This is a genomic window from Veillonella parvula (assembly GCF_036456085.1).
In the GTDB taxonomy this organism is placed as follows: Bacteria; Bacillota; Negativicutes; order Veillonellales; family Veillonellaceae; genus Veillonella; species Veillonella parvula_E.
Genome location: NZ_CP138632.1, coordinates 1,383,907 through 1,409,157, shown reverse-complemented (window position 1 = coordinate 1,409,157; position 25,251 = coordinate 1,383,907). Strand labels below are relative to the sequence as shown.

Annotated in this window: 33 protein-coding genes; 16 read left to right on the top strand and 17 right to left on the bottom strand. The window is 37.5% G+C overall.

Translation table 11 applies throughout. From position 1 onward, the window contains the following. The first annotated feature begins 152 nt into the window (after nucleotides 1–152). The 15 genes from PK1910_RS06675 (at nucleotide 153) to PK1910_RS06620 (ending at nucleotide 7,885) form a co-directional block, all read left to right on the top strand. A complete protein-coding gene (locus PK1910_RS06675) occupies nucleotides 153–605 on the top strand; it encodes a hypothetical protein (protein WP_058948184.1) in 453 nt (150 codons plus the stop codon). A 162-nt stretch (nucleotides 606–767) separates the two neighbouring features. Then, complete coding sequence (locus PK1910_RS10285) at nucleotides 768–863, top strand: RHS domain-containing protein (RefSeq protein WP_414617158.1); 96 nt, start codon at nucleotides 768–770, stop codon at nucleotides 861–863. A 193-nt stretch (nucleotides 864–1,056) separates the two neighbouring features. Next, on the top strand, nucleotides 1,057–1,533 hold the full coding sequence (locus tag PK1910_RS06670; protein ID WP_058948183.1) for a hypothetical protein: 477 nt from the start codon (nucleotides 1,057–1,059) through the stop codon (nucleotides 1,531–1,533). Nucleotides 1,534–1,601: 68 nt separating this feature from the next. After that, nucleotides 1,602–1,919, top strand: coding sequence for a hypothetical protein (locus PK1910_RS06665; protein ID WP_048789311.1), 318 nt, complete (start codon nucleotides 1,602–1,604; stop codon nucleotides 1,917–1,919). 722 nt (nucleotides 1,920–2,641) lie between these two features. Next, nucleotides 2,642–3,223, top strand: coding sequence for an Imm26 family immunity protein (locus PK1910_RS06660; protein WP_058948182.1), 582 nt, complete (start codon nucleotides 2,642–2,644; stop codon nucleotides 3,221–3,223). A 91-nt stretch (nucleotides 3,224–3,314) separates the two neighbouring features. After that, the gene (locus PK1910_RS10280; protein WP_410087834.1) at nucleotides 3,315–3,422 is read left to right on the top strand and encodes an HNH endonuclease; all 108 of its coding nucleotides are present in this window, start codon (nucleotides 3,315–3,317) and stop codon (nucleotides 3,420–3,422) included. A 56-nt stretch (nucleotides 3,423–3,478) separates the two neighbouring features. After that, nucleotides 3,479–3,961 carry an SMI1/KNR4 family protein gene (locus tag PK1910_RS06655; protein WP_058948181.1) on the top strand — a complete coding sequence of 161 codons (483 nt, stop codon included), beginning with the start codon at nucleotides 3,479–3,481 and terminating at the stop codon, nucleotides 3,959–3,961. A 290-nt stretch (nucleotides 3,962–4,251) separates the two neighbouring features. After that, complete coding sequence (locus PK1910_RS06650) at nucleotides 4,252–4,887, top strand: Imm43 family immunity protein (protein ID WP_058948180.1); 636 nt, start codon at nucleotides 4,252–4,254, stop codon at nucleotides 4,885–4,887. Nucleotides 4,888–4,922: 35 nt separating this feature from the next. After that, nucleotides 4,923–5,324 (top strand): immunity 22 family protein, encoded by a 402-nt coding sequence (locus PK1910_RS06645; RefSeq protein ID WP_004694791.1) that lies wholly within the window; start codon nucleotides 4,923–4,925, stop codon nucleotides 5,322–5,324. Between the two features lie 50 nt (nucleotides 5,325–5,374). Then, nucleotides 5,375–5,593 (top strand): RHS repeat-associated core domain-containing protein, encoded by a 219-nt coding sequence (locus tag PK1910_RS10275; protein WP_414617157.1) that lies wholly within the window; start codon nucleotides 5,375–5,377, stop codon nucleotides 5,591–5,593. 142 nt (nucleotides 5,594–5,735) lie between these two features. Continuing rightward, complete coding sequence (locus tag PK1910_RS06640) at nucleotides 5,736–6,188, top strand: hypothetical protein (protein ID WP_058948179.1); 453 nt, start codon at nucleotides 5,736–5,738, stop codon at nucleotides 6,186–6,188. A 267-nt stretch (nucleotides 6,189–6,455) separates the two neighbouring features. Next, complete coding sequence (locus PK1910_RS06635) at nucleotides 6,456–6,788, top strand: hypothetical protein (RefSeq protein ID WP_058948178.1); 333 nt, start codon at nucleotides 6,456–6,458, stop codon at nucleotides 6,786–6,788. Continuing rightward, the gene (locus tag PK1910_RS06630) at nucleotides 6,772–7,215 is read left to right on the top strand and encodes an RHS repeat-associated core domain-containing protein (protein WP_331298482.1); all 444 of its coding nucleotides are present in this window, start codon (nucleotides 6,772–6,774) and stop codon (nucleotides 7,213–7,215) included. Before PK1910_RS06635 ends, PK1910_RS06630 begins: the two co-directional genes overlap by 17 nt. Before the next feature lie 92 nt (nucleotides 7,216–7,307). Next, nucleotides 7,308–7,652 (top strand): hypothetical protein, encoded by a 345-nt coding sequence (locus PK1910_RS06625; RefSeq protein ID WP_331298481.1) that lies wholly within the window; start codon nucleotides 7,308–7,310, stop codon nucleotides 7,650–7,652. Beyond that, nucleotides 7,646–7,885 carry a hypothetical protein gene (locus PK1910_RS06620; RefSeq protein WP_331298480.1) on the top strand — a complete coding sequence of 80 codons (240 nt, stop codon included), beginning with the start codon at nucleotides 7,646–7,648 and terminating at the stop codon, nucleotides 7,883–7,885. Before PK1910_RS06625 ends, PK1910_RS06620 begins: the two co-directional genes overlap by 7 nt. Before the next feature lie 161 nt (nucleotides 7,886–8,046). Here the strand turns inward: PK1910_RS06620 and PK1910_RS06615 are convergent, their stop codons facing one another. From PK1910_RS06615 to PK1910_RS06595, 4 genes are all read right to left on the bottom strand, one after another. Beyond that, nucleotides 8,047–9,264, bottom strand: coding sequence for a tyrosine-type recombinase/integrase (locus tag PK1910_RS06615; protein WP_001291561.1), 1,218 nt, complete (start codon nucleotides 9,262–9,264; stop codon nucleotides 8,047–8,049). A gap of 81 nt (nucleotides 9,265–9,345) precedes the next feature. After that, nucleotides 9,346–9,549 (bottom strand): excisionase, encoded by a 204-nt coding sequence (locus PK1910_RS06610; protein WP_000814511.1) that lies wholly within the window; start codon nucleotides 9,547–9,549, stop codon nucleotides 9,346–9,348. Nucleotides 9,550–10,009: 460 nt separating this feature from the next. Further along, entirely contained in the window at nucleotides 10,010–10,240 is a 231-nt protein-coding gene (locus tag PK1910_RS06600; RefSeq protein ID WP_000857133.1) for a helix-turn-helix domain-containing protein, read from the bottom strand. Then, complete coding sequence (locus tag PK1910_RS06595) at nucleotides 10,237–10,659, bottom strand: sigma-70 family RNA polymerase sigma factor (RefSeq protein ID WP_000804885.1); 423 nt, start codon at nucleotides 10,657–10,659, stop codon at nucleotides 10,237–10,239. The genes PK1910_RS06600 and PK1910_RS06595 overlap by 4 nt, the downstream gene beginning before the upstream one ends. 504 nt (nucleotides 10,660–11,163) lie before the next feature. Between PK1910_RS06595 and PK1910_RS06590 the strand changes: the two genes are divergently transcribed. Further along, nucleotides 11,164–11,517, top strand: coding sequence for a helix-turn-helix transcriptional regulator (locus tag PK1910_RS06590; protein WP_001227347.1), 354 nt, complete (start codon nucleotides 11,164–11,166; stop codon nucleotides 11,515–11,517). A gap of 59 nt (nucleotides 11,518–11,576) precedes the next feature. Here PK1910_RS06590 and PK1910_RS06585 read toward each other — a convergent pair whose 3' ends face one another. The 13 genes from PK1910_RS06585 to PK1910_RS06520 form a co-directional block, all read right to left on the bottom strand. Beyond that, nucleotides 11,577–11,744, bottom strand: a complete 168-nt coding sequence (locus tag PK1910_RS06585) for a cysteine-rich KTR domain-containing protein (protein WP_000336323.1) — start codon at nucleotides 11,742–11,744, stop codon at nucleotides 11,577–11,579. Nucleotides 11,745–11,862: 118 nt separating this feature from the next. Next, nucleotides 11,863–13,782, bottom strand: a complete 1,920-nt coding sequence (gene tet(M) / locus PK1910_RS06580) for a tetracycline resistance ribosomal protection protein Tet(M) (RefSeq protein WP_058948175.1) — start codon at nucleotides 13,780–13,782, stop codon at nucleotides 11,863–11,865. A gap of 15 nt (nucleotides 13,783–13,797) precedes the next feature. After that, the gene (locus PK1910_RS06575) at nucleotides 13,798–13,875 is read right to left on the bottom strand and encodes a tetracycline resistance determinant leader peptide (RefSeq protein WP_078372222.1); all 78 of its coding nucleotides are present in this window, start codon (nucleotides 13,873–13,875) and stop codon (nucleotides 13,798–13,800) included. Nucleotides 13,876–14,158: 283 nt separating this feature from the next. Then, a complete protein-coding gene (locus PK1910_RS06570) occupies nucleotides 14,159–15,091 on the bottom strand; it encodes a conjugal transfer protein (protein WP_001224318.1) in 933 nt (310 codons plus the stop codon). Continuing rightward, on the bottom strand, nucleotides 15,088–16,089 hold the full coding sequence (locus PK1910_RS06565) for a bifunctional lytic transglycosylase/C40 family peptidase (protein ID WP_000769868.1): 1,002 nt from the start codon (nucleotides 16,087–16,089) through the stop codon (nucleotides 15,088–15,090). Before PK1910_RS06565 ends, PK1910_RS06570 begins: the two co-directional genes overlap by 4 nt. After that, complete coding sequence (locus PK1910_RS06560) at nucleotides 16,086–18,263, bottom strand: CD3337/EF1877 family mobilome membrane protein (protein ID WP_000804748.1); 2,178 nt, start codon at nucleotides 18,261–18,263, stop codon at nucleotides 16,086–16,088. Before PK1910_RS06560 ends, PK1910_RS06565 begins: the two co-directional genes overlap by 4 nt. A 2-nt stretch (nucleotides 18,264–18,265) precedes the next feature. Then, nucleotides 18,266–20,713 carry a conjugal transfer ATPase TcpF gene (gene tcpF / locus PK1910_RS06555; RefSeq protein WP_000331160.1) on the bottom strand — a complete coding sequence of 816 codons (2,448 nt, stop codon included), beginning with the start codon at nucleotides 20,711–20,713 and terminating at the stop codon, nucleotides 18,266–18,268. Continuing rightward, nucleotides 20,697–21,203 (bottom strand): conjugal transfer protein, encoded by a 507-nt coding sequence (locus PK1910_RS06550; RefSeq protein WP_000506270.1) that lies wholly within the window; start codon nucleotides 21,201–21,203, stop codon nucleotides 20,697–20,699. Before PK1910_RS06550 ends, tcpF begins: the two co-directional genes overlap by 17 nt. Beyond that, nucleotides 21,178–21,675, bottom strand: coding sequence for an antirestriction protein ArdA (locus PK1910_RS06545; RefSeq protein WP_000342539.1), 498 nt, complete (start codon nucleotides 21,673–21,675; stop codon nucleotides 21,178–21,180). Before PK1910_RS06545 ends, PK1910_RS06550 begins: the two co-directional genes overlap by 26 nt. Nucleotides 21,676–21,791: 116 nt before the next feature. Next, a complete protein-coding gene (locus PK1910_RS06540) occupies nucleotides 21,792–22,013 on the bottom strand; it encodes a hypothetical protein (RefSeq protein ID WP_001009056.1) in 222 nt (73 codons plus the stop codon). Nucleotides 22,014–22,055: 42 nt separating this feature from the next. Continuing rightward, nucleotides 22,056–23,261, bottom strand: coding sequence for a MobT family relaxase (gene mobT / locus PK1910_RS06535; protein ID WP_000398284.1), 1,206 nt, complete (start codon nucleotides 23,259–23,261; stop codon nucleotides 22,056–22,058). 177 nt (nucleotides 23,262–23,438) lie between these two features. Continuing rightward, on the bottom strand, nucleotides 23,439–24,824 hold the full coding sequence (locus tag PK1910_RS06525; RefSeq protein ID WP_000813488.1) for an FtsK/SpoIIIE domain-containing protein: 1,386 nt from the start codon (nucleotides 24,822–24,824) through the stop codon (nucleotides 23,439–23,441). Between the two features lie 28 nt (nucleotides 24,825–24,852). After that, nucleotides 24,853–25,239: a YdcP family protein gene (locus PK1910_RS06520; RefSeq protein ID WP_000985015.1), complete on the bottom strand. Its 387-nt coding sequence runs from the start codon at nucleotides 25,237–25,239 to the stop codon at nucleotides 24,853–24,855. Between the last annotated feature and the right edge of the window lie 12 nt (nucleotides 25,240–25,251).

Sequence of the window (25,251 nt, the reverse complement as noted above, 5' to 3'; positions counted from 1 at the left end):
AAAGGTGGAAACTGTTCTCGTGGCGCACAAAATCGAAGTAGATATGATATGACTGACCCAATCGTACCTAGACAGAAATCTAATTATGGTCATGATTGACATATAAAATCTACATTTGAAATTGTTTCATTTTTATTGAGGAGTTGTATGCTATGAATTTAGATGCAGTTAACCCAGAATTAGAATCAAAGATTAATGATTTAGTCTGTGAGGCTTATAATAAACCTTTTTTAGAACAAGAAAAGTTATTAAAAGAAGCATTTGAGCTAATACCCAAGCCAGTAAGCCAATGGGCGCATCCAACGACAATGGTTACGATTGCTTTGTTTGAGTTATATTATAAAAATCAAAAATATGAACAGGCTAAGGACTGGCTGAGTATTGCTTTAAGTGTTGCTGACTTAGGAACCACTAATGCAGGGACGTATCTGTTAGCTGGTATTTTTTATTATGACCTTGAAAAATATGATAAAGCTTATAAATATTTTGATATTGCTTATAATGATGCTGGATATTATCCATTTAGTATTGAGGACAAAAAATATTGGCAGTTTTATAAGCAGCGTAAAGACGAATTAAATCCTAAGAAAAAAAACAAAAAGTAAGATTCGATATTTTCAGACGACCTCAATCCTTTTTTGAGGTCATCTGAAATATTTCTTCCATAACAATCTAAGCCAAAACAGCCTACGAATACGGCCAAGACGGTCTGCCGACCCTATGACAACCTCGGCAACCTGATCCACCGCGAATTGGCAAACGGCGAAGTGCAGAACTACTTCCACTGCGACCAAATCGGCATTCCAAGAGACATGACTGATGATAAAGGCGACCTGATTTGGGGATTATTACGGTTGGGGTAACCTGAAGAGTGAAATCAACATATCTAGAACTGCTCACAAACCCTTCCGATTGCAAAACACCCTTGTCCACAGTGGCATGTAGCTACTGCCAAAATGGATAGAAATCTTATTCAAAAAAGAAATAATGGGAATCGTACATTTTCTTGGGAGTAATACAAAGATAATGTAACCGTACAACATAGGAAACAATATCATGACAACTTTAGAAGATAAGATCTTTACTTTAAAACAGAATAATATAATGAAAAAAATGAAAGAAATTCATTTTTTAAATAATTTAATTTCAGATTCTGAAAAAATCATTCCATATCCACTCTCATGTGAAATAATAAATCGTACTTTTACCCCCTATAGAAATATAGAATTATCAAAAGAAAAATTTAGTTTATCGATAAAAAATGAAATATTAAAATTTCTTACACCAGAGGAAAATGATATTGCTTATGTATACTTTTATGGAGGAATAAATGATTCGGCTGAAATACCAATAGAATTATTCCCCTTGTTTATTATCAAAATAAAAAATATTAGCAGTTGGCTAGAATTAATAAACAAACCTAATTTTTATTGTTTAAAATTATTTAGTCATAAAATAGATAAAGTTATCGATATATCTCTACTCGACAATGAGGAAGATGTGTTATCTATTTCTATTGGAGTGAACGCTTAACTTTAAAAATAAATAAACTATTCCAGCAGAAGCAATCCTTGGTTTTGTATAACTTAGAGGTGTTTACCATGAAAGAATTATTAGAAAAACTTGAAAATAATAGTTTTATTTATAAGGTCAGAATGGATCTTGAATTCGATGTAAAGGACTATCAAGAATTATTAAAAATTTTAAATGAAATAAAGCATTATACTCATAATCATAATCTAATTGAAAAAAGACTAGCGTCTATTTTATATGAAATACCGAAATTAACACATATTTGGTATCTCAATTTAAAAGACGATCCAAATAAAAATGAATCTTCTATTGTTAATCAACTTGAAGATGCATGGATAGAGTTAGATGCAATAATTGGAGAAGAAATTCTTGGTCAAGGACAATAAACTCCTCTTAACAAACATAGATCATGGCTTAAACTTAACAAACAGTAGTCGTAGGTTAGGTCGAGTTCCACCAAATATCAAGAGTATCTGAAATAGGAAACCCGAGTAACGAATAGCGCATACTAACCCTTCCGCATACAGAACCAGTATACTGACCGTGAAACCGGGTTGCATTATAACTTCTTCAGTACTACGACCCGAACTGCGGACGATTTATCAATCAGGATCCGATTGAGTTGTGGGGCGGGATAATTTTTATTGGTTTGCCAGCAATGCTCAAATTTGGTTAGATCCATTGGGATAAAAAATATTCTGTTTATGGATTGCATAGGTCCGGGGATAGTAAACCTTTTTATATCGGTATTACGGATAATATAAAGACGCGTGCAAAACAACACAGGTAATCAGGAAGATTAGTTGGAACAGAACGCTTAATAGAATTATATAGCGATTTGGATTACGAAACCGCCCGTAAATATGAGAAAAGCTGTATTCGACAACATGGAACACTGACAGGAAAAAAATTAAAAAGGTCAGAAAAGTAATTCTAATCCTAAAAAACTAAAACCAGAAGAAATAAATGTCATTCATTTGTTGATGAATAAGACCCGTGATGCCAAAAGACAAAAAGCAATGGTTGCGGGAAGAAACCATATTCTCAAAATGGTTGTAAAAATCTTCCAATAATTTAATATTCTATGCTATAGGAAAAGAAAAGTATTATGAAAATCTTTAATTGGGAAAAAAACAGAACTTTATATAGATATCTTAAGAATGGTGATTTATTTTGTTTTAAAATAGCTGATAAATTATTCGGTTACGGTAGAATAATCGCTAAAAATAAGCTTGGTGCCACTGTAGGAATTTTTGATTTGTTTACTTCAAGCCCAGTTGAGCCATTTGATTATAAAAATGCTGGAAATTACCCAATCCTATTCAAAACCGTTTTAGACTGTCATACCTTATTTGAATCAAAGCTAGAGTCAGATTGGCGGATAATTGCTCAGGATCCCGATTACCAAGATCCAACCCCAAGTGAAATTACTTCCATTAATCCTGCTTTAGGAGTGGCTCACAATGCAGATTTTTCTATTGCACAAAAAATAGATGAAGAGGAAGGTAAACAAAGAATATTCGAGAGAATTGAATTACGTGAAACACCAAGAAGTCATTATCATATCCTAAGTTTGCTTATTCGTTATAAACCAGAAATTTTTAATTTACCTATTGAATCATTTGCAGAATTTGGAGATTTTATTTCGGATGAGTTTCAAAAAATTCACCACCGGAATTTAAAAGCGTGAAAAGCAAGCCGTAGCCCGCACAAAACCTTCAGTCCTGACGTAGCAAGGTAGCCGTGGTCATGATTTTACTGCTGCCTTTAAGAAGGCAGGTATTCCTAGAGCTGATGCTAAAGGTCACACATGGCATCATGTTGATGATTTTGATCCAAAAACTGGTAAGACAACAATGCAGTTGGTTAACAGGAAGAAAACCGCCTGAAAAGAGAAGGAAAAAGAAAAAAACTGGTACTTGTTAAATTATTAAAGGAGTTTGTTATGCTTAATTTTTATGATTGCGATAAAAATTTATCTGAAAATGATTTCAATGAGGTTGAAAAAAAATTAGGAGTATCTTTTCCATCTTCATTCAAGTCACATTACTTCAAATGGAATGGAGGTACTCCCAATCTTTCTTGTTTTGTCAATGATAATATTGATTATGACTATATTGAAATTCGCGACTTCATTCCAATGAAATATTCTAAGCAGTTTGAGGATGATCCAGATTTCACATTAGAAGGAAGAGCAATAAATGAATGGGATCTTAATGAGTTACCTAGGGATTTAATTCCTTTTGCTTTTGATTGGGGAGGTAATTACCTCTGTTTAGAAAAAAATAGTTGGCAAATTATTTATTATGTCAGGGACGTATGGAGTGAAAATATATCAAGGGAAGCTAATTTTGAAAAAAATTCAATTATTATAGCGAAATCATTTGATGAGTTTCTAAATTGTTTAGAAGAAAATCCTGATGATTAATAAACTGGCGTAGCGTCGTGTATATATAGTAAGTGTAGCAAACCATAGCTCGCATGAAGCCTTCAATCTCGAAGTAGCAAGCCGTAGCCCTGACAAACCCTTCCGCCTTCAGAACCAGTTTGCTCCGAATACTCAAGAATGGATTGATCCTTTGGGAGAGAGTGGCTATTGCTTGCGTAAGAGCATGGAATCTCAGGGAATATTCCGTCTAGCTTCTTCTTGGCAGACACACCATTTAATTCCACAGGCTGTTTGGAAAGAAAACAAAACTATTATCTTAGGAGGGTATTATGAAAAAGTTATTAGTATGGGGATATGCTCTGCAGAGTATGGATAAAGTAGAAAAAATGGGGTTGCCACGAGTAAGTAGTGGAGTCCTAGGTATATCAGAGGTATTCAACCCTAAAAAAACGCATCCTGATTTTGACTTTCCCTGGAGTTGGTTCGTAAAAGGGCAAGAAATTCCTCCAATGCCTGAAAAGGTTTATGTCTGCTTAAAGAAAGCAAGAGGTGTTACTTTTGATTTTCTTCCATATAATGATTTCTTTATCATGTCAGCGCGTTTTTTGGAATTTATAAAAAAATATGGGTTTGATTATGATTTTGGTATGAGCGAAGCGATTATTGTCAATACAAAAGGTGAGTTATTGACGAATGAAGTCTATTATTTAGTAAGAATAGTTGTTTGGGAAATTGAGGATGAAATTGTTTACCCAGATTTAGCATTAGATGAAGATGATTTTTCACTGGAGGCATATACTAATTCAGATAAGGATATTTTGTTGTCTACTAATCACAACTATTCAGGAGCATTCATGGTATCAGAAAATTTAAAGGGTAAATTATTGGAAAATTTTTCTTTGCCTTTTCTTTATTCTTTGGAAGAGTGGAAGGAATTAAATAATTTAGACTTTTATTGGGATTAATAAAATATATAACATTTTGAATCATGAGGTATTATATGATTGAAACAACTAAAGATATGATTTCTGTGTGGATGGGGACATCTTTTAAAACGCCCGATGAGTTTAATGAATATACAGATGGAATGGAGGACTCAGATTCTCATTGTCCAGCTTTTGCAGATTTTGGAGTTTCATTTATTGATTCTGATTATTTTGTGGCATTCCAGACAGATAATGGAGAAATTGTACCAGTTGAAGTGTTAGCAGAAGAAGTTGGGGCACACTCCAATAAAGTTATAAAAGATATTGTGAAAGTAGCAAAAGAGAAAGGAATAAATGAAGGTAATTCTTTATATTACTATTCTAATGCAACATTTTATGAGGAAAATCCAGGTAAACTTTACAATGATCTGAAGTTTATAGGAACCTTTAAGGACCCAAGAAAAAAATATCGCTAGTGATAGTGAAACATTAGTCAGGATAACGGTAGTCTGAAAGTTGTTTTCGTCTGCAGAACCAGTATTGCGACCATGAGGCTGGGCTGCATTACAACCTGATGAGGTATTACGAGCCTGATGCGGGGCGGTTTGTGAATCAGGATCCGATTGTGCTGTTATTTCTGATTCACTTGGTAGACTTACAACTCGAGCAGTATCTATGGAGCCACACCATACCTACATACCGCAAAGAAGTAAATCCCCATTGGCACATTCCGCATGGAATTTGACCAAAGCAAGTCCTTGGGCGCATTCCAGCATGGATAAATATAGGCATCTTGGAAAAGATTTTAATTTAGAGAAAATTAAAAATGGGGTAAACTCATTCGATCCTTAAACATGCAAATAGTATATATATTATGGAGTATTAAAATGATAAACAGCTTAGATATTAGAAAATTTGTTGAAACCGAGAAACATAAAAATTATCTAAAAGAATTGTCAGGAAATTATAAAGTTAAAATAACAAATGATGAATTATCTTCTCAAGGATGTAATATTCTAGCTGGCGCATTAAATATTGCTAATATAGACTTAGCAACAATTGAAAAAAAATTAGATGCGAATAAAGAATTTATTTTTACTTTTATAGAAGTTACAACAAGAAATTTTATCGCTAAATGTGAGAAGGAAAATGTTGCCTTTCATGGAGAAACAAAACTTTGTTTGATTTACCATACATTAGTAACCATATTTCTGGAACAATCAGAAAAAACATTGGCAGAGCATTACAAAGCTAGAAGATTTAAAGGTTATTTACGATTGGCCAAAGAGCAGTTTGCAGAGTATCAAGAAGCCAAGCAAGTTTATGAACAGAAAGCGTAGCTCACACCGATAACAACTGTATTTTCAGACCGTTAAGCAAAATGTCAAAACTCTAAACAAGTCGTTTAGATACTGTTTTTGGCAAAGCAAGCCGTAGCGCGTATGAAACTTTAAATCTTGAAGTAAGGTATATCAGAACACTAGAGTTTTCTTACTTTTCAGACGACCTCTACCAAATTGCCGACCCCGACGGCGGCGCACCGCCTCACCTCCGTCACCTTCAGATGAATTATTTGAAATTATCCGATTGAAATAGAAAGGAATCTTATGGAAGTAAATGATATAGTTTTATTTGATTTTGATGCATTTATTTCAGGAAGTAAAGATGTTGATTACCAAGAAGCAATAAAAAAAATGTCTTTGTCTTTGATGAAATTTTTAATAGAAAATGATTTGTTGGTAAATATAAATCCTTTTAATCAAGATGGATCAGTAAAAAAAGATTTAATTATTAAGAAATCAAATTTAACGGAAGAAGGTTTTCAATTATTTGTTAAACCAGTAAATAACTGGTGGAATGCTTTGGATAGGGGAACTTCTCCCGAGAAAGTTACTATTTTGGAGAATGGGTTGAAAAAAATTCGTGCTGCGAAAAAGTAATTTTATATTTTCAGACGTCCTCTACCAAATCACCTCTCCCGACTTCGGCGCACGGTTGCTGTTCGCCCAGCTCGACGGCAGGTATACCTATCTCTACACCGATCCCGACAGCTACGAACCCTTGGCACAGGTACGCAACTGGACCAACGAAGACGGCGAGAGCCGCCAACAAACCCACTACTTCCACTGCGACCAAATCGGCATCCCGAGAGAGATGACCGATAAAGACGGCAATTTACTGTGGTTCGGCAACTATACCGGCTGGGGTCGTCTGAAAGAGGAAACCAAGGTTGCGGATAGTGCTTACCAACCCTTCCGCCTGCAAAACCAGTATGCCGACCGTGAAACGGGGCTGCATTACAATTTCTTCAGGTATTACGAGCCTGATGCGGGGCGGTTTGTGAATCAGGATCCGATTGGGTTATAAGGTGGAGATAATATTTATTTATTCTCCCCTAACATACAAAGCTGGATAGATCCATTAGGACTATTATCATGGAATACTGCTAGAAAACAATTTTGGAAAGCAGAAGCAAAAAAGAAAGGGACCGTATAGCTAAAGAAAAAACTAAAAATCCTGGTTCAAGTCCAAAATGTAAATATTCTGAACGTAATTTAAAAAGGATGGAGAAAGGTAAAGCACCACGAATAAAAGTTAGAATTCGAACAAGAAGAGGAATTGAAGAACGCAATGTGTCATTAGAACTACATCACACTTACTTACCACAAAGATTAGGTTCAAATAAAGCTCATGAAGCTTGGAACTTATCTATTGCAACACCATGGGCTCATGCCGCAATGGACCCATTCCGACACACAGGTAGTGTATTATTAAAAATTTTGAAAGGAACCAGCACATGGTAACAGGATTAGAAATCAAAAATTTAATTCAATCTCATGAATACAAAAGGTTATTAGATAAGGCTGAACATGAATATGGAATTAAAATTTATGACAATGACGAAAGTATTTCACAAGAATGTAATTCTGTTGCTAATGAAATTAATAAATCAGGATTAACACCTGAGTTAATATTAGATTTTATTATTGAAAACGATAAATTAGTTTTTAATTTTTCAAAATTAAACAAAGTATAAATTTCTAATTATCTTTTTATATTTTCTTAAATGCTCGTAAAGCCTTATTCTATGTGCTTTCGAGTATTTTTACTGTAGGAAGATACTTCACGTTTCTTTGCATATTTCCTCATGTCTTAGCTGTCAGAAGTGGTAAATAAGTAGTAAATTCATTTGTACTACTAAGCAACAAGACGCTCCTGTTGCTTCTCTTTATTCAAGCGTTTCATTTCTGCCATTGCAGAATCGAATGTTGCATGTGCGTAATAGTTCAGCGTCATGGCTATATTAGCATGTCCCATAATGTACTGTAATGCCTTTGGATTCATTCCTGCATTTGCATAGTTGGTACAGAATGTATGTCGCAAACTATGTGGAGTGATGTGTGGCAATTTATCCTCGTTATACTTATTGTATTTCTTAACAAGACCTTTCATCATGCCGTTGTAATCACTTGCCACTTTTGGATAGTTCTTTCTATTAAGAAAGAGGAAATCACTATATCCATCAATCTCAACACGCTTATCATTCTTTCGATTCGCTAACACTCGCTTAAATGCTTGATAGGCTTCTTCAACCATAGGAACTTGACGTTCGCCACTTTTGGTCTTTGGTGTTTCAATGTAGTACCCAATTTCAGTATCTCTCAATAGCTGATGGTCTATATTGACAAGACGATTCTCAAAATCTAAATCTGGAAGTGTCAAACCACCAAACTCTGAAATACGAAGACCTGTTTTTAAGAGTATCAGAATTTCATCATAATTTTTGCTGTAGGTTTTATCAGCTTTTGCAAAGGCTAACAGTTTTTCTTCCTGTTCTTCTGTTAGTACGGTCTTAGGGACAGTATCATCATCAAGAACTGCTTTCAGTTGAAAGTCAAATGGATTCTTCCGAACACAATCATCTTGTATAGCAATATAGAATGAAGCCTTTAAAGAACGTTTGTAGTTATTGATGGTTTGATAAGCATAACCATTTTCACTCATTCTAATAGCCCATTCTTTAGCGTCTGATGGCTTAATACTGTCAATACTTCTTACACCTAACTTGTCTTTCTTCAAAATATCCATAAGATATTTGCGTCCAGTTTCAGTGTTTTTTCTAACCTTTGGTCTTTGAGCGTTCTGTTTTGCGTAAAGCTGGCAGAGTGTCATTTTCTTTCCTACAACATCAATACCATCATGAATGTCTTTCTGTAACTCTGCGATTTTCTCTCTAAGTGAGATACAATCACGCTTTCCTGCTGGTACTCGGTCTGTAGCCACAAGTTTCCACGAGTAAACAAATTGCGGTTCTCCAAATGAATCTATATATTTGTATAAGTATCTTCCGTCTTTTCGTTGGCTCTCTCCAGTCTTTAAGATTCGACCTTTATTGTCACGTCTTTTTTCTGACATGGCATTTGCTCCTTTCCTTTATGGAAAGAGCCTTGATACGACTTAATACTATTTTATCATATACAAGACCCTTTGGCGACGCTAGATTGCGTCCAATGTATCTATAATTTTTTCAAATTGTTTTCGTTTAATCTGAATACGATTGCCATTCATAATCAGCCAATTTGCATTTTTATTTTCCTCTGCCAAGCGTCGTAGCTTGTTTTCGCCAATACGAAAATATTTTGACGCTTCTTCAATGGTTAGGGTATAACGTTCCCAAATAGGAATGTCAGTCTGCTTCATAAAATCCTCCTTTCCAAATCACTTATTTGGATTTCATAAAAGTTGTTTTACCAGCAATCGAACAGCTTTAGCAAAGCTCACGGGAGTTCCACCCCTGCATGGTTCTCATGTAGCCATACTCATTGCCTGCGACGGTTTTATCACGCTCGGACTATTGACTGTATGGGAGTATCATTATCACGATAAGAATGTCGTTGCAGGCAATCCTGCTAAAGATTGCTTCTCGGATCACTAACATGAATCGCTCGCTATCTTTATAAGATAGGTCATGGCGGTTAGTTCCGTTGGCTCTTTTCTTATCGAAACGTATTCGATTACTTTTATTCAGTTTTCAAAGAACAATGGCTCGTTAGCCTATCAAAACACATTGAAAGCTCAATATGCTTTGGTGGAATAACAAACCTCCCTGTTCGGGAAGCGTGGAATGGTTTAGCACGCTTCCACGAAAGGAGAGAGGATATTACTTAATTTCAAATGACAAAATCTTTGTAATCAGTCTGGTTTCCATTCTTCCACGTAAGACTTCATCAACGACCATACTTTGATTGCCATATTCATCTTTCATAAGTCGTAGGGAACGCTTCGTTATGTACCCTCTGTAATGATGTAGAATCTGGTTAATCGCTTCGGTATCGCCATCTGTTGCCTTTACAATGAGAGGAAAGGGAATCATAGGATATTGTGTTTTCATTCTTCAAATTCCTCCATAAACTTTTTAATTAAGGCTAGTCCACTGGTTCTATGCCGATAGACAGTAGAACGGTTCAATTTCAACAGGTCTGCAATTTCTGAATCGCTCATGTCCATAAAGTAAAACAGCAGTAGAATTTCACGTTTCTTGTCTGGCAACTCACGTAATGCTTCACTCAACAAATCATTTTCAACGCCTACTGATAACCCATTGAGTGTAAAAATCTGAAAGTCAGTTGAATAGTTATCTGTTGTCGCAAACTGGCTAACAAGATAATCGCCAACATCCGAAAAGGACACCTCACGCTTTGCAATCCTTGAAAGATAAAGCATATAATTCTTTCGCTCGTCTTCCATAGCACGTTTACAGATATAGTCAAACTGATTTTCTATTGTGGTCTGAAAAGAAGATGGTTTCATGTTTCTCACCCCCTTTCTGTCTAGGAAAGGAAGTGAGCCTTGCTCGTTTATCTCCTTTCACTCTTAGTCCCAATGTGAAAGGGGGATTTGTTGCATTACTGATAAATAAACTTTGTAAAAAAGTTCTGAATAGCCAAAAAAGCATATAAACAGATTTATTTCTCTGTTTACATGCTTCTGTTATTCTATCTATATGATTTATAAAACCACATTGGTGGACGTACTTATCTATTGCAGATAGACGACTTTTTTTGACAAGAACCCAATGTAAGGAAATTTATTGTATATGATGTACTTCATGGCGACGTTGACCTCCAACAAACCGCCATTTGGAAGTAATATACAATATTTTAACAGCGTAAATAGCACTACCATATAACGGTTTTTTTTATTGGCGTTTAGTAGTGCTTTTTATTAAATATAAACCTATAAACCATATAACACGTTTTTCTATACCTGTTTTTAATTCAGTAGGAACAATAAAATGTATAGAGGTGGTCTACTATGCGTAAAAAAGAAGATAAATATGATTTTAGAGCCTTTGGTTTAGCCATTAAAGAAGCTCGATTGAAACGAGGTTTAACTCGTGAACAAGTGGGAGCATTGATTGAAATTGACCCACGGTACTTAACTAATATTGAAAATAAAGGGCAACACCCCAGCATACAAGTTCTTTATGACCTTGTATCGTTACTTCATGTTTCCGTTGATGAATTTTTCTTACCTGCTAATAACTTGGTAAAAAGCACCCGACGATTACAGATAGAGAAATACATGGATAGCTTTACAGACAAAGAACTATCCTTAATGGAATCTTTAGCCAGCGGTATCAACGAAGCAAGAAACATCGAAGACTAATTAAAAGAATCCATACATAACGGAAAGAGCCGATAAAATGAGATTGTATTAATCTCATTTTATCGGCTCTGCGTCTTTGCGTCTGGCTCTGTAATCACAGTTACTTTGAACTGCTTTATTTCAATTAAATTTTCTTGTCTGCATTTCGGACAATAGAGGGGGAATTTTTTTAATTCAGTATCTTCCCTTATCTTTAATCGTGTTTTATTTCCACATACAGGACACAATATCCACTTGTAGTTTATAATAACTATCTCCTCCTTTACACTTTAATTCAAATCTTTATTAAAAAATATTTCATCTTATTTAACAAGAAACCATATTTATATAACAACATAAAATACACTAAGTTATTTTATTGAACATATATCGTACTTTATCTATCCGACTATTTGGACGACGGGGCTGGCAAACAGGTTCACCGGTAGTAACATGGTACCCTTTTAACTCTGTTAAACAAACACTACGTCCATTTGTAAAGAAAGTTAAATCACTACGATATTCTTGAATACACCGAGCAGGGATTTCTCCACTAAGAATGACCTCATTATTTTTCAATTGAGTGTCTACGATGTTCGCACAATATTTAGGAGCATCGTTGTATGCTCGTGAAAGATATTCCTGTGGCGCATAAATTTTAAAACTAAGATATGGCTCTAACAATTCTGTTCCAGCTTTTTTTAAGACTTGTTCCAATACAATAGGAGCAAGCATCCGAAAATCTGCTGGGGTACTAACAGGGCTATAGTATAAGCCATACTTAAAACAGATTTTACAGTCCGTCACATTCCAACCATACAATCCTTGTTCACAGCCATAGCGTATCCCCTCCATAACTGCATTTTGAAACGATTGATTTAAGTATCCAAGAGAAACCGAGCTCTCATACTGTACTCCGCTCCCTAATGGAAGCTGTGCTACAGATAGACCAATGGAAGCCCAGAAAGGATTCGGTGGAACTTCGATGTGAATGGTATACTCTGCTTTTTTTAACGGTCTTTCCATATAAATGACTGTAGGCTCTTTTATTTCTATCTCCACATGATACTTTTCTTGCAGCAGAGCACAAGTCACTTCCATTTGTACTTTCCCTAAGAAAGAAAGTATGATTTCATGTGTCGCAGAATCCACATAATATCGCAGAAGCGGGTCACTGTCGGAGATTTCTAAAAGTGCATCAAGTAACATTTCCCTTTGTTGAGGTTTGCTCGGTTCAACAGTCGTTTGCAGCAGAGGGAGGGGATTTTCAATTCTCTCTCTCTGTGGCAATAGCTTTGTATCTCCAAGAACACTATTTAACTTCAAAAACTCATTCTGCAAAATAACAATTTCCCCGGAATAAGCCTTATCGATTTTACATAATTCACCATTTATTGAAGTATACATTTCTGTAATTTTTATTTTTTCCTTTTCCGATATTCTAACCGAATCTCGCAAATGCAGTACGCCACTATAAAGACGTATATATGCAAGACGCTGTCTTTTTTCCGAATACTCAATTTTGAAAACTTTTCCGCAAAGTTCAGACTGACCTCGATGTGTTGATGAATAAAATTTATTCGTAATCACTTCTATAAGGTTATCAATCCCTATATTGTTTTTTGCACTTCCGTGATAAACAGGGAACAGGGAACAATTATGAAATCTTATGCTTTCCTCTTGTTCGAGTTCTAATGCTTCCAATAATTTCCCAGACGTATATTTCTCCAAAAGGTAATCATTTCCTTCTATTACCATATCCCATTGTTCAGATTCGGTAAAGTTCATTACACGCATATTAGGATGCAGTTCTACCTTCTGTTTGATTACAATTTCCGCAGAAAGTTTCTCTTTAATATCCTGATAAACCGTTGATAAATCAATTCCATTTTGGTCAATCTTATTGATAAAAAAGATTGTGGGAATACCTATTTTCCTAAGTGCATGAAACAATATACGAGTTTGTGCTTGTACGCCATCTTTTGCAGAAATCAGTAGAATTGCCCCATCTAATACTGATAATGAACGATATACTTCTGCTAAAAAATCCATATGTCCTGGCGTGTCTATGATGTTCACCTTAGTATTTTTCCACTGAAAAGAGGTTATCGCCGTCTGAATTGTAATTCCTCTCTGACGTTCTAAAAGCGTATTATCCGTTTTCGTTGTACCTCTGTCCACGCTTCCTAATTCTGTAATCGCTCCACTGTTATATAATAAGCTTTCTGTTAAGGTAGTTTTTCCCGCATCAACATGAGCTAAAACTCCAATATTAATAATTTTCATGTGATTTTCCTCCATTCAAAAGCCCAAAAGGGCATAAAAATCCCAGTGATAAATACTCTTATCACTGGGATTTTTATGCATAACCATAGGCATACAAAGCATACAGATATTCTCCGGATACTTTAGAATCACATGATAAAGGTATTCTTAAACTGGGTACAAAAAACTAAGCCCTCCTAAAAAAGGACATCCAATTATTTGTTCCCACTATCAAATTGACAGTTTATTTAAGAATACCTTGCCGCATATTTATTAACTCCTTTTAAATAGATACTTAAATAATAGCACGTAAGAGCATATTTGTAAAGGAATCTCCAATTTTTTATCAAAGAGAGTACGTGATTACAAAATAGCTGTAATAATGTACCAATATTTGTTATTCTATAATCTTCCAATTACTCCCGTTCTTTTCAAGTACCAAATCAAATTGAGATACCTGCGTTGCTTTGGTCTGCTGGTCGATATACTCCACTGTCAGCGATACCGTGACTTGATTATCCTTACGATTGTGAATAGGATTTACCAGTTCTTGAAAGATGTACTCTTTTCCGATTGGTTTTAATATCCCGTCATTCACATAGTAGGAAAGTTCACTGGCTGTCGCTGTAGGATAGAGCTTGAAGAACGTCGTTAAAAACTCATTGATTTCATTGGTTGTAATGGAATCAACCGTCCCCTCACTTTCAATGGCTTTTGGTTTATAACTTGATTTCTTAGGTATGTTGGTAATGGTCGGATTCTTAACCAGTACCATATTTCCAGAACCATCTACATAGACACTCACTATATAAGCAGAGTGGACGGTCTTTGTATTTTCTCCCTCTGTAATGAGCTGGTCTACACTGTAGGTTACATTAAACTCATTGTCGCCAGTTGGCTCTACCGTCCATATCTGAAATCCTCTTACAGAAGACGATACAGGAATATCTTTGCGTACTGTATCAACATTGAGAGCTTGAAGTTCATCTGTCAGATAGCCTTTTAGACTTTCCATTCGATTATCAATGGACTTATCGGATTGCTCCCATGAATAGTAGACTTTCGCAAAGTTCTCTACAAAATTTTCTACATGATGAGTATCAACGTATTCCTTTTCTATGATAGTTGTTTCGTGAATAGTATGAGTATCTATAGCTGTAAAGTGCTTGAATATCGCAAAGCTGAAACTAAGCCCTAAAAGTACCCACAAGGCAATCACAACCTTTTTATGAGGATTGACCTTATAGACACGAGGTTTCTTTTCCTTTGGTATCTGTTTTTCTTTATTCTGATTTTTTCTAAATTTCATCATTAAATCTTCCTTTCTCATTGTTTGATTCGTCCTGCTCCCACTAAATGCTGTTGCCAGTAGGGGCTTGTTAAGTCGGCATAACCGATTGGGTCGCCTGCATGAAACATACGGTTATTGCCAAGGTATATCCCAACATGAGTAATATAAGAGCCAGCGTTATAGGTAGAATGAAAGAAAACCAAATCGCCAGCTTGTGCTTCCGATAGTGGGATATGCTGGGTCACATCATATTGCTGTTGTGCGGTTCGTGGTAAGTTAATTCCAGCTTTTCCATACGTCCATTGTGTCAGTCCGCTACAATCAAAAGAAGTAGTCGGGGAAGCTCCACCGTAAACGTATCGCCAGCCCTCATATTTCAGTGCTTCGTCCATGATGGCTTGTACCGTATCATCATCAAACTCTGTTGTGACAAGATACTGCGTTACCAGTTGCACATAAAACATATTGCCATAGTTGTATCGCCAGCCCCCATTGATAGGTATGGCTATGGGATTGGGGTAAGACACTTTTTCGCCACCTGAATACTCTTTTGAGAAACTTTGAGCCAGTTCAAAGGTATATTTATTTCCACGATTAGCCACATACCCTAAGAAACCACCACCATAATTGTAGGACTGGATAACCGATTCTAAATCTACACTGAGCCTTTCGCTACTGGCTAATAATTCACTGAAATACTTCACACCTTGCTTAATGGATTCTTCTGTACTCAATGAATTAGGTGGAAGACCGAGGGATTCCGAGGACTGCATAACATCTTCCGCAGTACCGCCCGATTCCACCTGTATAATCGCAAGAAGTATGTTGACATATTCTTCAACGCCATATTCTTTGGCATATTTTTCTACCATAGGCTTATGAGCCAGCACTTCTGCGGAAACATTCACACCTCCATAATGAATATTGGAAATTCCGCTGTCCTGTTCATCTGAAAATAAAATGGCAACAAACAGAAGCAGTGAGAAGACCATCAAGAATAATCCAGAACCACCAATCACTAAAGTTTTCAACTTCATGGTTTCTTACCGACTTTCTTAATGGTGGCGGTTTTGATTGGTGGTCTACTTCTTGTATTTTGTAGTGGTACTCTTTGAACAGTAGACGGACGTTCTTTTGTGATTGGACGTTGTGAAGTTCTATCTGCTGTAGTGGTTGAAGTTGCTGGCTTTTGAACGGTTTTTTCTTGAACGGTATTGCCTTGGCGTTCCACTTTTGGACTTGAAAAATCGGACTTAACTGCTGGACGCTCTTGTTTGGCTTGTTGAGATTCCTTATATGAAGTCTGAATATTAGACTGTTTTGAGGTCTGTTCATCATGATATTGTTCTTGTCTTGTAGTCGGTCTTTCATGAACAGAAGAAGCAGGCTGTTTTTTCTGTTTGACCTGTTCCATTTCAGAGCGACGCTTCGCAATGGTTTTTCGCCTTTGTTCCTGCTGTTCCTTGCGTCCACTGGCTCTGTCCGCTTTGGTTTGAGAAATACTACTGGTTAAATCACGGACATTCTCTTTTACTTTGGATTTTCCTTGATATACTGCATATCTTGCATTGGTCGGCAAATCTTTAACCTGTTCTTTCAAACCACTAGCAGTGTCTACCATTCTGTCTTTGGTATCAGCTACTGTACCGATGGTTTGACCGATACGTTTTCCAAGTGTTGATTTTTCCTTTCCGTCTGGTCGGGAGTGATCTGCTTGTGTCCTTGCAGAACTCCCCGAACCCGACTGTCCTTTTTTACCTGTAACAATGGCAGACCCAGCCCCTAGAGTAGTCATGGAACGTCCAAGTTTCCGCTGTAGACGGTGCATGTGAGCGTGCATAAGCATACGAGGTTTTCTCATCACACGACTTCCCACACTTTGAGAATCGTTACTCTGTAGAGAAAACATACTCATTAAATCGCCCAGCTTGAAGTAGATTCCTGCAAAGGTCACAATCTGTAGAAAAGCAATCAAAAAGAACGGATAACCAGCCGATAAGGTATAGAGCATGGTTGAAATACTAAATGCTGTCGTAATAATCAATGTGATTCCAGCTCGTGTCAAAATGGTATTAAAGAGCTTTGTTATGGCTCGTTTTGACATACCATCAAATGATGGAATCATGCTTAAAATAAAGCTCACAGGCAGAAACATAGCATAGATGATAAAAAGTACCTGCGAGAAAATCATGATTCCTGTTAATAGGAATACAAATATGGAAATCCCAATATTGAAGACAAATAGGAAGAAGACTGTACCTAAACGGTTAATGGTCTTTGTAATGGTTAGATTGGTATTGCTTCTGTCTTCAATTTCTTCCGCAACAATTTTTTCTCTGTCTTCGCCATTGTTGGAATCTGGGCTGGTGGAGAGCAGGCTTTCCACACGGTCAATACCGATACTTTCAATGTCTGAACTGTTGTATTGAAGCAGTAGCCACGGTTGCTGAACCTGTATGGAAAACAGGCTATCTCTGATTAAGTCCACGCTGTCCTTGCCTTGACTATCGGAATGGGGCATGACAATCTTCGTGCCAAGTGATAAACTGGCATTACTGATGTCTGATGAAAAGTCATTGATTTTTTTAATGTAGTCGGGAGCGTAGGCAATAAAGGAAGCCGATAGGATAAACACCAGCACAAAATTCATAATGGCATGAATTGCCTTTGTGGTTTCTCTCTTTATCAGTCCCGTATAGGCAACATAAACCCCAAGAACCAAAATCAAGAGTAAGAGGAATCCAACATAGAAACCCTCTGTTGAAAATCCGTTTGCACTCACACCAGCTAAGGTCTGCATATTCTTACCAATGGAATCTGCTGTAGCGGAAATGAAGTCTAAGGAATAGGCTTCCTGTACTAAGTAACCTGTCGCATTGGAAACATACAAACTGATTGTCCAAATAAAATTGGTAATGGCATATAGTCCATACATGACCTGTTTTCCAATCCCGTCCGACCAGTTCCACGGAAGCCAGCCCCAGCTATTATCCACATAAAAATCCAGTTGATAGTTTTCAAGTGGGTATCGGCTGTATTCATTTGCCACATTGACCGTATCATCTACCAAGCCCGCAGCTTGAACCACCGTTCCCAGCATGGCTAAAAGAAAAATGGCAATCACAAGTGTGAAAGCCACTGTCATTGCCACTTTACCTAGACGTTTCAGCGTCCAGTTTGATTTTATTCTGTTTACTATTGATGGTTTCACATTTACACCTCTTTTCGCACAGGTGGTCTGGTATCAAAGGCATGGAGCAGTTCTTCAAATACAGGGTGGAACTGTATCACACCGACACGACCATATAAATCACTGATAAGGCATTGCCCGTTTTCCAAATCACGCAATCGCTTCTGATTGTTTTCGTCCTCTGGGTCTACACCAAAAAAGGCTAAGGTCTTTTTAATCTCGTTAAGGTCAGTGGAACGAAATGCAAATTTTAAGCCGAGGTTATTTTTCAGTTTTTCATCTAAGAGGTCGTCTGTATTTTGGGTCACGAAATATACCCCAGCGTTCATAGCACGACCAGCCCGAACCAGCTTCATAGATAGTGTTTTTCCTTGTGCTACCTGTAAAAAGCTCCATGCTTCGTCTAAATCTACAATCTTGAAAATGCTTCGGTCTGTATGGATAAAGTCTAAAGCAAAGGTACTAATGACAATCAGCATAGCAACGGATAAAAGCTCCATAGTGGTATATTCCTCAAAGGAAGTTTCCTTGTCGGGAAGTACCAAGTCCGCAACCTGTATAATGTTCAGTTGTTTTTCTAAGCTGATAGACTGCTCCACATAACCATTACTGAATAATAAATGTGCAAAGTCATAGTCTGTAAAACTTTCGATATGGTCGGCTATACTGGTACTTAGTGGCGTATTCTCAACCCGTAATTCCTCAATCACTTTCATCAACCCTCGTACTTCACTATTGGTTACTGCACGAATGGCTTTTCTAAGGATTGGGAAGCGTTCCCCATCACGAGAGGAAATCCCCGTAAGGAATGTCAGAATATCAATAGCCAGTGATTCAGAATCTTTGGGATTTTTCATAATCACATAAGGGTCAAGTAAGCCTTTGTTTTTCTCATCAGAAGTCAGAGTGACGATATTGATTTCATGGGAAATCTCTGGCAAGGTTTCTTTCCATCTGCCACGTTCTGCTTTTGGGTCTACAATCACTGCTTGTGCCCCATAAAGCACCGCATAATAGACGATAAGGTTATTCGCAAAGGATTTACCACCACCCAGCGAACCAACAAAAGCCGACGCTAACGCATTGGTTACTGAACCCTTAACCCCTTGACTGGCAAGAGCAGGTTTCAGATAGACATTGCGTCCAGTATCTAAGCTGTAGCCAACATAAATCCCCTCATTTTCCCCCAGCATTTGAGTAGCACCAAAACCTAAACCAGCGAGGAAATCAGAGGTCACGTATTGAATATAATCATTCATATAACGCTTGCTGGCAGGTAAAAATTCTTCATGTAAGCCGAGCATATCCCCAAATGGTCGTACCAGTTTTACGCTTAAATCGTCATAAAAATCTTTCACTTCATTACAACGACGTTTGAGTTCGTCAAGATCATTTGCTGATACCCTTACCACATAAGACAGCTTGTACATAGATTCCTTGCTTTGGTCTAAATTGGTTTCCAGCTCATTCACACTTTCCAGAGCTTCCGCCACATTGGAGCTGGTTTCATTATCACTTTGCCAAGCGTGGTTATCCAAGTCTTTCAGTTCTTTCTTTTTATTGCGGACAGTAGATAGGGCTTTACGATTCGCTACAATTTCCACATTCATTGACGTATCAATCGGGAATGTAAATTGCTGTTGCTGGTAGTAGAAGATTTCAGAGGACGGGAAGTCCAGTTCTCCGACAATGCTGTTAATGGTAAAGTAAGCTACATAGACGGTTTCATCTTCCTGCTGGATTTTCAAATATCGCTGTTTTTCTTCCACCAAACAGCGAGTAGGCTTAATCAAGTCATAGTATTTAATCAGCGTTTCATTATCCAGCTTTTTCTTTGATAGATGGTACTCATACTCTTCATAGGCAGTGCCTGTCTGTCCGTAAAGGTGTTCAATCAGATAGCCGAAGTCGTCCTTATCTAACCTGCGGATTTTGAAACGACGAGAGATTTTATTTTCTAAGAGCTTTTCCATCTTCTGAAAACGCAGGATTTCATCATTACTCATACTAACAAAATCGCCCATCAGCTTATGGTTCACATCATAGACAAAATCAGACAAAGCATTTTTTGCTTCAACGGTAAGACTTTTCATAGAAAACTCCTGATCGTTGAGAAGCAACTTAAAGCCGATAAAGAAACGGTAGTTCACTTGATTTTCGCCAATCATGGATATTAAAGCGTCTGTCTGTTGGTCGATTTTGTCATAGGCAACCGCTTTGAGCTTGCCAGTGACTTCATTTTTGGAACGCTCTTGTGCAGAACGTATGCTGGATTCTGTACTGATTTGTAAAGCATGAATTTTGCCATCACGATTTTGTGCGATAAGCTGTCTGAAAGAATCATGCACTTGTATTTTCTGTTCTGGACTTAGAAATGAGTAATTGTAAGGAACAAGCTCATAGTAAGCATAACATTCCCCGTCTTTATTCCAGACGAGATTGTTTTCAATGTATTTAATTGGATATGCCATAAAATTCACTCCTAACTGCTGTAATGGCTTCTTGTGGCTGGTTTCTGCCAAGCGTTACTTTTTTTCCTGCATAGGTCAGCTTTGGTCGCAGTGCATAAGCAATGACAGACTTCAAAAATCCATAAGGCTTTTTACCATCAAAAGTTTTTGTAGACATAAACCATGTGAAAGCCACAGGAATCCCAAAGTATTTGAGAAATGCTCCCTCTATCATGGAAAGAGGGGGCAAGTTGCCAAGTATCATCACTGCAAAGAGTGACACGACAAACCATGTCATTTGCGTAAAGGTTATGGGAAACGGAAGTCTAAAATCATTGATAGAATACAGTACCTTTTCCACAGACCAGATACTGGTATAGCTTCGTATTTTCTTCATGTAATCAATCCTTTCATAAAAAATAGGGGTAGCTGATTGAGCCACCCCGTAAAATAGAAAATCTGCCAGTAGTAATGTACCGACAGATTTAATAGACGATTTCAAAAATCCCATGATTGGTTGAGATAAACGTTCCTGAAAGGTCTAAATCCCGACCATAGGCTTGATAATCAATATAGTTTTGAAGACTAGCTGGTACTTCGCCTAAAGCACCCGTTTCTTCAATGTAGTAGCGTGCCACGTCATACATATCATCACAATCGGAATGAATGATAATATCCTCTTGATGTTCGCTTAGTTCTTCAATGCTTGAAAAATGAGTGAGCAGAGCAGATAGCTCCGATTGTAATTCTTCGGGTAATTCCGATACCATTTCCCATAGTCGATTGAGTTCGCCAATGGAAGTGTATTCGTCAACCGTAAAGGGTAACTCGTAGTCATGAATGGCGTATTCCTCATATTCATCATTCAAGCCGATTTTCTCTTTGACTTCCTCAAAGTCAATGGGAAAGGTAAACCACGCACCGACCAATTCGCCCTCATTGTATTTGCCTAAATTCGCAATATAGACTTGCATATCGTCCATATATTCACGTCCTTTCTTTGTAGAGATTCAAAAATCCCTACCGCACTTCGTTTGGTGTACCATTCCTTTGCGGAACATAAGAAAACCACTTATATTCCACAAAAGAACGGTTTTATTTAAGCACCAATAATGCGATTGAATAGCTCTAGTAAAATGTCTTTTACTCCAGCAGCGTTGAAGACTAAGCCAACCGCAATAATCGCAATAATTAAAAAGCCAATCAGTTTGCTAAACTCACGCTTGAAGCCAAGATACAAGCCAATCACAACGATTGCTAAAAGCACCAGTGATTGAGCGTTTGATAGAAACCAGTTATAAAGGTTTTGTCCAAAATTCATAAAAATGTTCTCCTCTCTATATTCAATGAATTTGTATTTGAGTTATTTTTTTGTTGTTATCACGTCCTGTTCTTTTACTGACTGTTGCTTCAAAATCTGCTTGTGTCGGTCTGTCAGTTTCGCATGGTCGAGAATGTCTTTTACAACCTGCGTCTGGTTGATTTCATCAAGTTTAATCGCAACCTTTAAGGTCGGGGCAACTTGATGAGATAGCCAGTTCAGCGTCCTTTGGAAGGAGTAAGGCTCTGGTTTTGTGGTTAGTTTTAATCGTTCACGATTGTTCCCAATAAACCAAGCCCATTCTTCATTCAGTTTCCAATCAGAACGAGGTTTGGAATCGTCTTTATCTACAAAACGGATATACCGATTGATAATTTTAAAGGCGGTATGCTCTGGATTGTCATAGACGAGTAAATCACGGACTGCATAATAGGCACGCTCATTTTTCAATCGAATCTCAAAACGGTTTTTTACTTCTGCGTCTTCAATGGGAATATCATTTTTCTTGTACTGCTCGTAGTCCTTTTCATAGATACAGAAATAAACTTCACTTTGTAATGAACCGATATAGAGGGTGTTTCCCATACATTCCTTTTCCTCTTTGCGTACCAGTTCGCCACTGCGATAGCTTTTAAAACTGCGGAAGACGGAGATACATTCTTCCTGTTGGCACTTTTCAGTGAGTACAGGGATATTTAAAATCCCTGTCTTATCGTTAATGGCAAGGTCAAGGCGTTTCATCACACCGCCAGCCACCAAAACGTCCATAAAGAACTCATACCAGCTTCTTTGTTGTGCCAGAAGATAGCTTTCAAATTGTCTGCACCCACGACCTTTCAATTCCACCAGAACTCCTTTGTCCAGTTCATGGGAGCAAAGGACGAATATGTCGCCTAAAGCATAATGCTCTGAATAAGAATAGAAACCATAGTCCTCATGAAGAAAATAGGACAGTTTCAGTTGTAAGATGTTTTCGACCACCTGCTGTACGTCTGTTGTCGGAAAGCGAATTCTTACATAATCAAACAGCATTTCAAGGGGAGCGTCGGGATTGAAGCGTTCCAGAGCTTCCCAAAGGGACTGCTGTAAATCCTCTGATGGCTTGACTTTTCCTGTTTCAATATCGCTTAGATACTGCCTTGTAATACCAGTCGCAACAGCTAAACGGTTTTGAGATAGTCCATAAGCCAAGCGTTTTTCTTTTAAATGCTGTAACCAAGTTTGTTCATTCAGTAAAAATCCCTCCAATCAAAAAGGCGTATGTCAACTTTTAAAGCCCATTTGACATACGCTGAAATTTTGTAAATCCCTTGTAACCAAAGGATTTTCTAATGTTTTTTTGACTGTTTCCTGTCGATTTGTACCCCCCTGTTAGAAACGGGGGGTTAAGTGCTGGCGTGGCTATTGCCACACCAGCCAGCAAGATCAGTCCACACCTGCGACTTCCGCTTCGCACGTCGCCTGCGTGGACTGTCTGCTGTTGGATAACTTTTTAATTTCCTCCAAGAAATCATATCCTTTTGGTACAAGGGGAGTATAAAACTCTGATATGACACTTGTTCCTACATCAACATAGCCACGACCTTTGATTCGCTTTAAGAAGAAATCCTTTTGTACGTCACTGCCAAACATCATGCCATAGCCCATTTCAGACATACGACCTAAAGCCACTCTGAAATTAAACTGATCACGGATTCCGTCGCCTAAATATTTTGCGTCTGGACGTTGACAAGCCAGTATTAGAAAGAAGCCAGCTTGACGACCTAACATGACAATCTGTTTCAGCTTATTCATAACTGCGGTGTTTTCTTTTGTTCCCAGCATTTCCATGAAAGCGACGTATTCATCAAAGATTAAGAAGTGTGCCGGGAGACCTAAGTAAGCATAATTTTTGCCAGTCTTATAGTTCTTCATCTGCTTCATTTCCTCACTACGTTTCATCATTTCTTCATAGAATGTTTCAATGCAAGAAAGCAAGTCTTCTTTTCTATAGTAGACATTTGCCATCACAGAACCTAAGTCCGCAAGATCAGCATTTTTCGGGTCAAGAATATACAGTTTTGAATCTGTATGAAGCAAGGCTTCAATCAGTGTCAGTATAAAGTAAGTTTTACCGCCACCTGTACCACCAGCAATCAACATATGAGGGAGCTTATCATATTCCCACCATACGTTTTTCATTAAGCGAAGTTTACCATCTTTAGCTTCTACTTCATCAATAGAAATACGACTGGCTATGGTGTCATAGAGCAAAGTATATTCCACATAGGAATCCTTTAACTCTTTATCCGTCAGCTCACAGTACAAGCCACTCTCTAATTTCTTTTCCAAGTGTAAGAGTTGGTCTTGATATTTTCCCAGCGTGATTTCCACCCGTATCTGTATCAAGCCATTTTTAAGTCGATAATACATTTTAGGGAAGTAGGTTATCTTTTCCTTTGTACGACCAGCACTATCTTTAAAGAAACCCTCTGTTTTGACCTGTTCAGATTCATACCACTTGTTTTCAAGTATCATCTTTGCCAGTTTTTGACGGTGGTAAAGTTGTTTAACCGTATCATAGCGAACCCGTTTGAATACAAACGCTACCAGCAAGCAGATAAGAATTGCGACACTGAAACTGATAATTAAATAGGGAATGTCAATCTTATCTGCTTGTGATAGGTTAAAATCCTGCCAGTTGATCTGCTGGATTGTCTTCACATGAAACAGTCCGACAACCAGCAGGAAAACAGGCAGGAGTGACGCTATCGTAAAATGAAAGACTAAATCTTTACCAGATGGGCGAATCCTTTTACCACGCTGTTTCATGCGAAAAAGTCTCCTTTCTACCTAGCGACTATTTGTCTTGTGTCGGTTCTTTCTTTGCTTGTGGTTGAGCTTTGAATGAACTAGAATCCTTTGTCAGCACAATATCGTCTGCCTTGATATACCAGTCAACATCTGCTCCTTGATAGGTGGCAGTAGCAACGGTGTCCGCAATGGGATTGATAAGTTCCACCCGTGCGTTATAATCAAACTCTTTCAAAGGCACGCTGGCAGGAATACTTACTTGAATCATGCGTCCTTGTCCTTTGGATTTTAAGTCATAGGTACGTTCCTTGATTTCATCTGAAACCGACCCGTCTTCATTTTGGATTCTCACTTCACGACGTAGAGCAGAGAATTTCAATTCTCCAAAAGTCGTGTCTTTATCTAATACAATGCCATTTGCTAATCTCATCATTTTTCCTCTCTT

Coding starts and splice junctions, on each gene's coding strand:
- PK1910_RS06645 (WP_004694791.1), top strand. CDS start 4,923: ATGATTGAAACAACTAAAGATATGATTTCTGTGTGGATGGGGACATCT.
- PK1910_RS06610 (WP_000814511.1), bottom strand. CDS start 9,549: ATGAAGCAGACTGACATTCCTATTTGGGAACGTTATACCCTAACCATT.
- PK1910_RS06660 (WP_058948182.1), top strand. CDS start 2,642: ATGAAAATCTTTAATTGGGAAAAAAACAGAACTTTATATAGATATCTT.
- PK1910_RS06600 (WP_000857133.1), bottom strand. CDS start 10,240: ATGAAAACACAATATCCTATGATTCCCTTTCCTCTCATTGTAAAGGCA.
- PK1910_RS06595 (WP_000804885.1), bottom strand. CDS start 10,659: ATGAAACCATCTTCTTTTCAGACCACAATAGAAAATCAGTTTGACTAT.
- tcpF (WP_000331160.1), bottom strand. CDS start 20,713: ATGGCATATCCAATTAAATACATTGAAAACAATCTCGTCTGGAATAAA.
- PK1910_RS06545 (WP_000342539.1), bottom strand. CDS start 21,675: ATGGACGATATGCAAGTCTATATTGCGAATTTAGGCAAATACAATGAG.
- PK1910_RS06615 (WP_001291561.1), bottom strand. CDS start 9,264: ATGTCAGAAAAAAGACGTGACAATAAAGGTCGAATCTTAAAGACTGGA.
- PK1910_RS06565 (WP_000769868.1), bottom strand. CDS start 16,089: ATGAAGTTGAAAACTTTAGTGATTGGTGGTTCTGGATTATTCTTGATG.
- PK1910_RS06635 (WP_058948178.1), top strand. CDS start 6,456: ATGGAAGTAAATGATATAGTTTTATTTGATTTTGATGCATTTATTTCA.
- PK1910_RS06575 (WP_078372222.1), bottom strand. CDS start 13,875: ATGCCTATGGTTATGCATAAAAATCCCAGTGATAAGAGTATTTATCAC.
- PK1910_RS06540 (WP_001009056.1), bottom strand. CDS start 22,013: ATGAATTTTGGACAAAACCTTTATAACTGGTTTCTATCAAACGCTCAA.
- PK1910_RS06665 (WP_048789311.1), top strand. CDS start 1,602: ATGAAAGAATTATTAGAAAAACTTGAAAATAATAGTTTTATTTATAAG.
- PK1910_RS06590 (WP_001227347.1), top strand. CDS start 11,164: ATGCGTAAAAAAGAAGATAAATATGATTTTAGAGCCTTTGGTTTAGCC.
- PK1910_RS06525 (WP_000813488.1), bottom strand. CDS start 24,824: ATGAAACAGCGTGGTAAAAGGATTCGCCCATCTGGTAAAGATTTAGTC.
- PK1910_RS06570 (WP_001224318.1), bottom strand. CDS start 15,091: ATGAGAAAGGAAGATTTAATGATGAAATTTAGAAAAAATCAGAATAAA.
- PK1910_RS06670 (WP_058948183.1), top strand. CDS start 1,057: ATGACAACTTTAGAAGATAAGATCTTTACTTTAAAACAGAATAATATA.
- PK1910_RS06640 (WP_058948179.1), top strand. CDS start 5,736: ATGATAAACAGCTTAGATATTAGAAAATTTGTTGAAACCGAGAAACAT.
- PK1910_RS06675 (WP_058948184.1), top strand. CDS start 153: ATGAATTTAGATGCAGTTAACCCAGAATTAGAATCAAAGATTAATGAT.
- PK1910_RS06520 (WP_000985015.1), bottom strand. CDS start 25,239: ATGATGAGATTAGCAAATGGCATTGTATTAGATAAAGACACGACTTTT.
- PK1910_RS06620 (WP_331298480.1), top strand. CDS start 7,646: ATGGTAACAGGATTAGAAATCAAAAATTTAATTCAATCTCATGAATAC.
- PK1910_RS06550 (WP_000506270.1), bottom strand. CDS start 21,203: ATGGGATTTTTGAAATCGTCTATTAAATCTGTCGGTACATTACTACTG.
- PK1910_RS06650 (WP_058948180.1), top strand. CDS start 4,252: ATGAAAAAGTTATTAGTATGGGGATATGCTCTGCAGAGTATGGATAAA.
- PK1910_RS06655 (WP_058948181.1), top strand. CDS start 3,479: ATGCTTAATTTTTATGATTGCGATAAAAATTTATCTGAAAATGATTTC.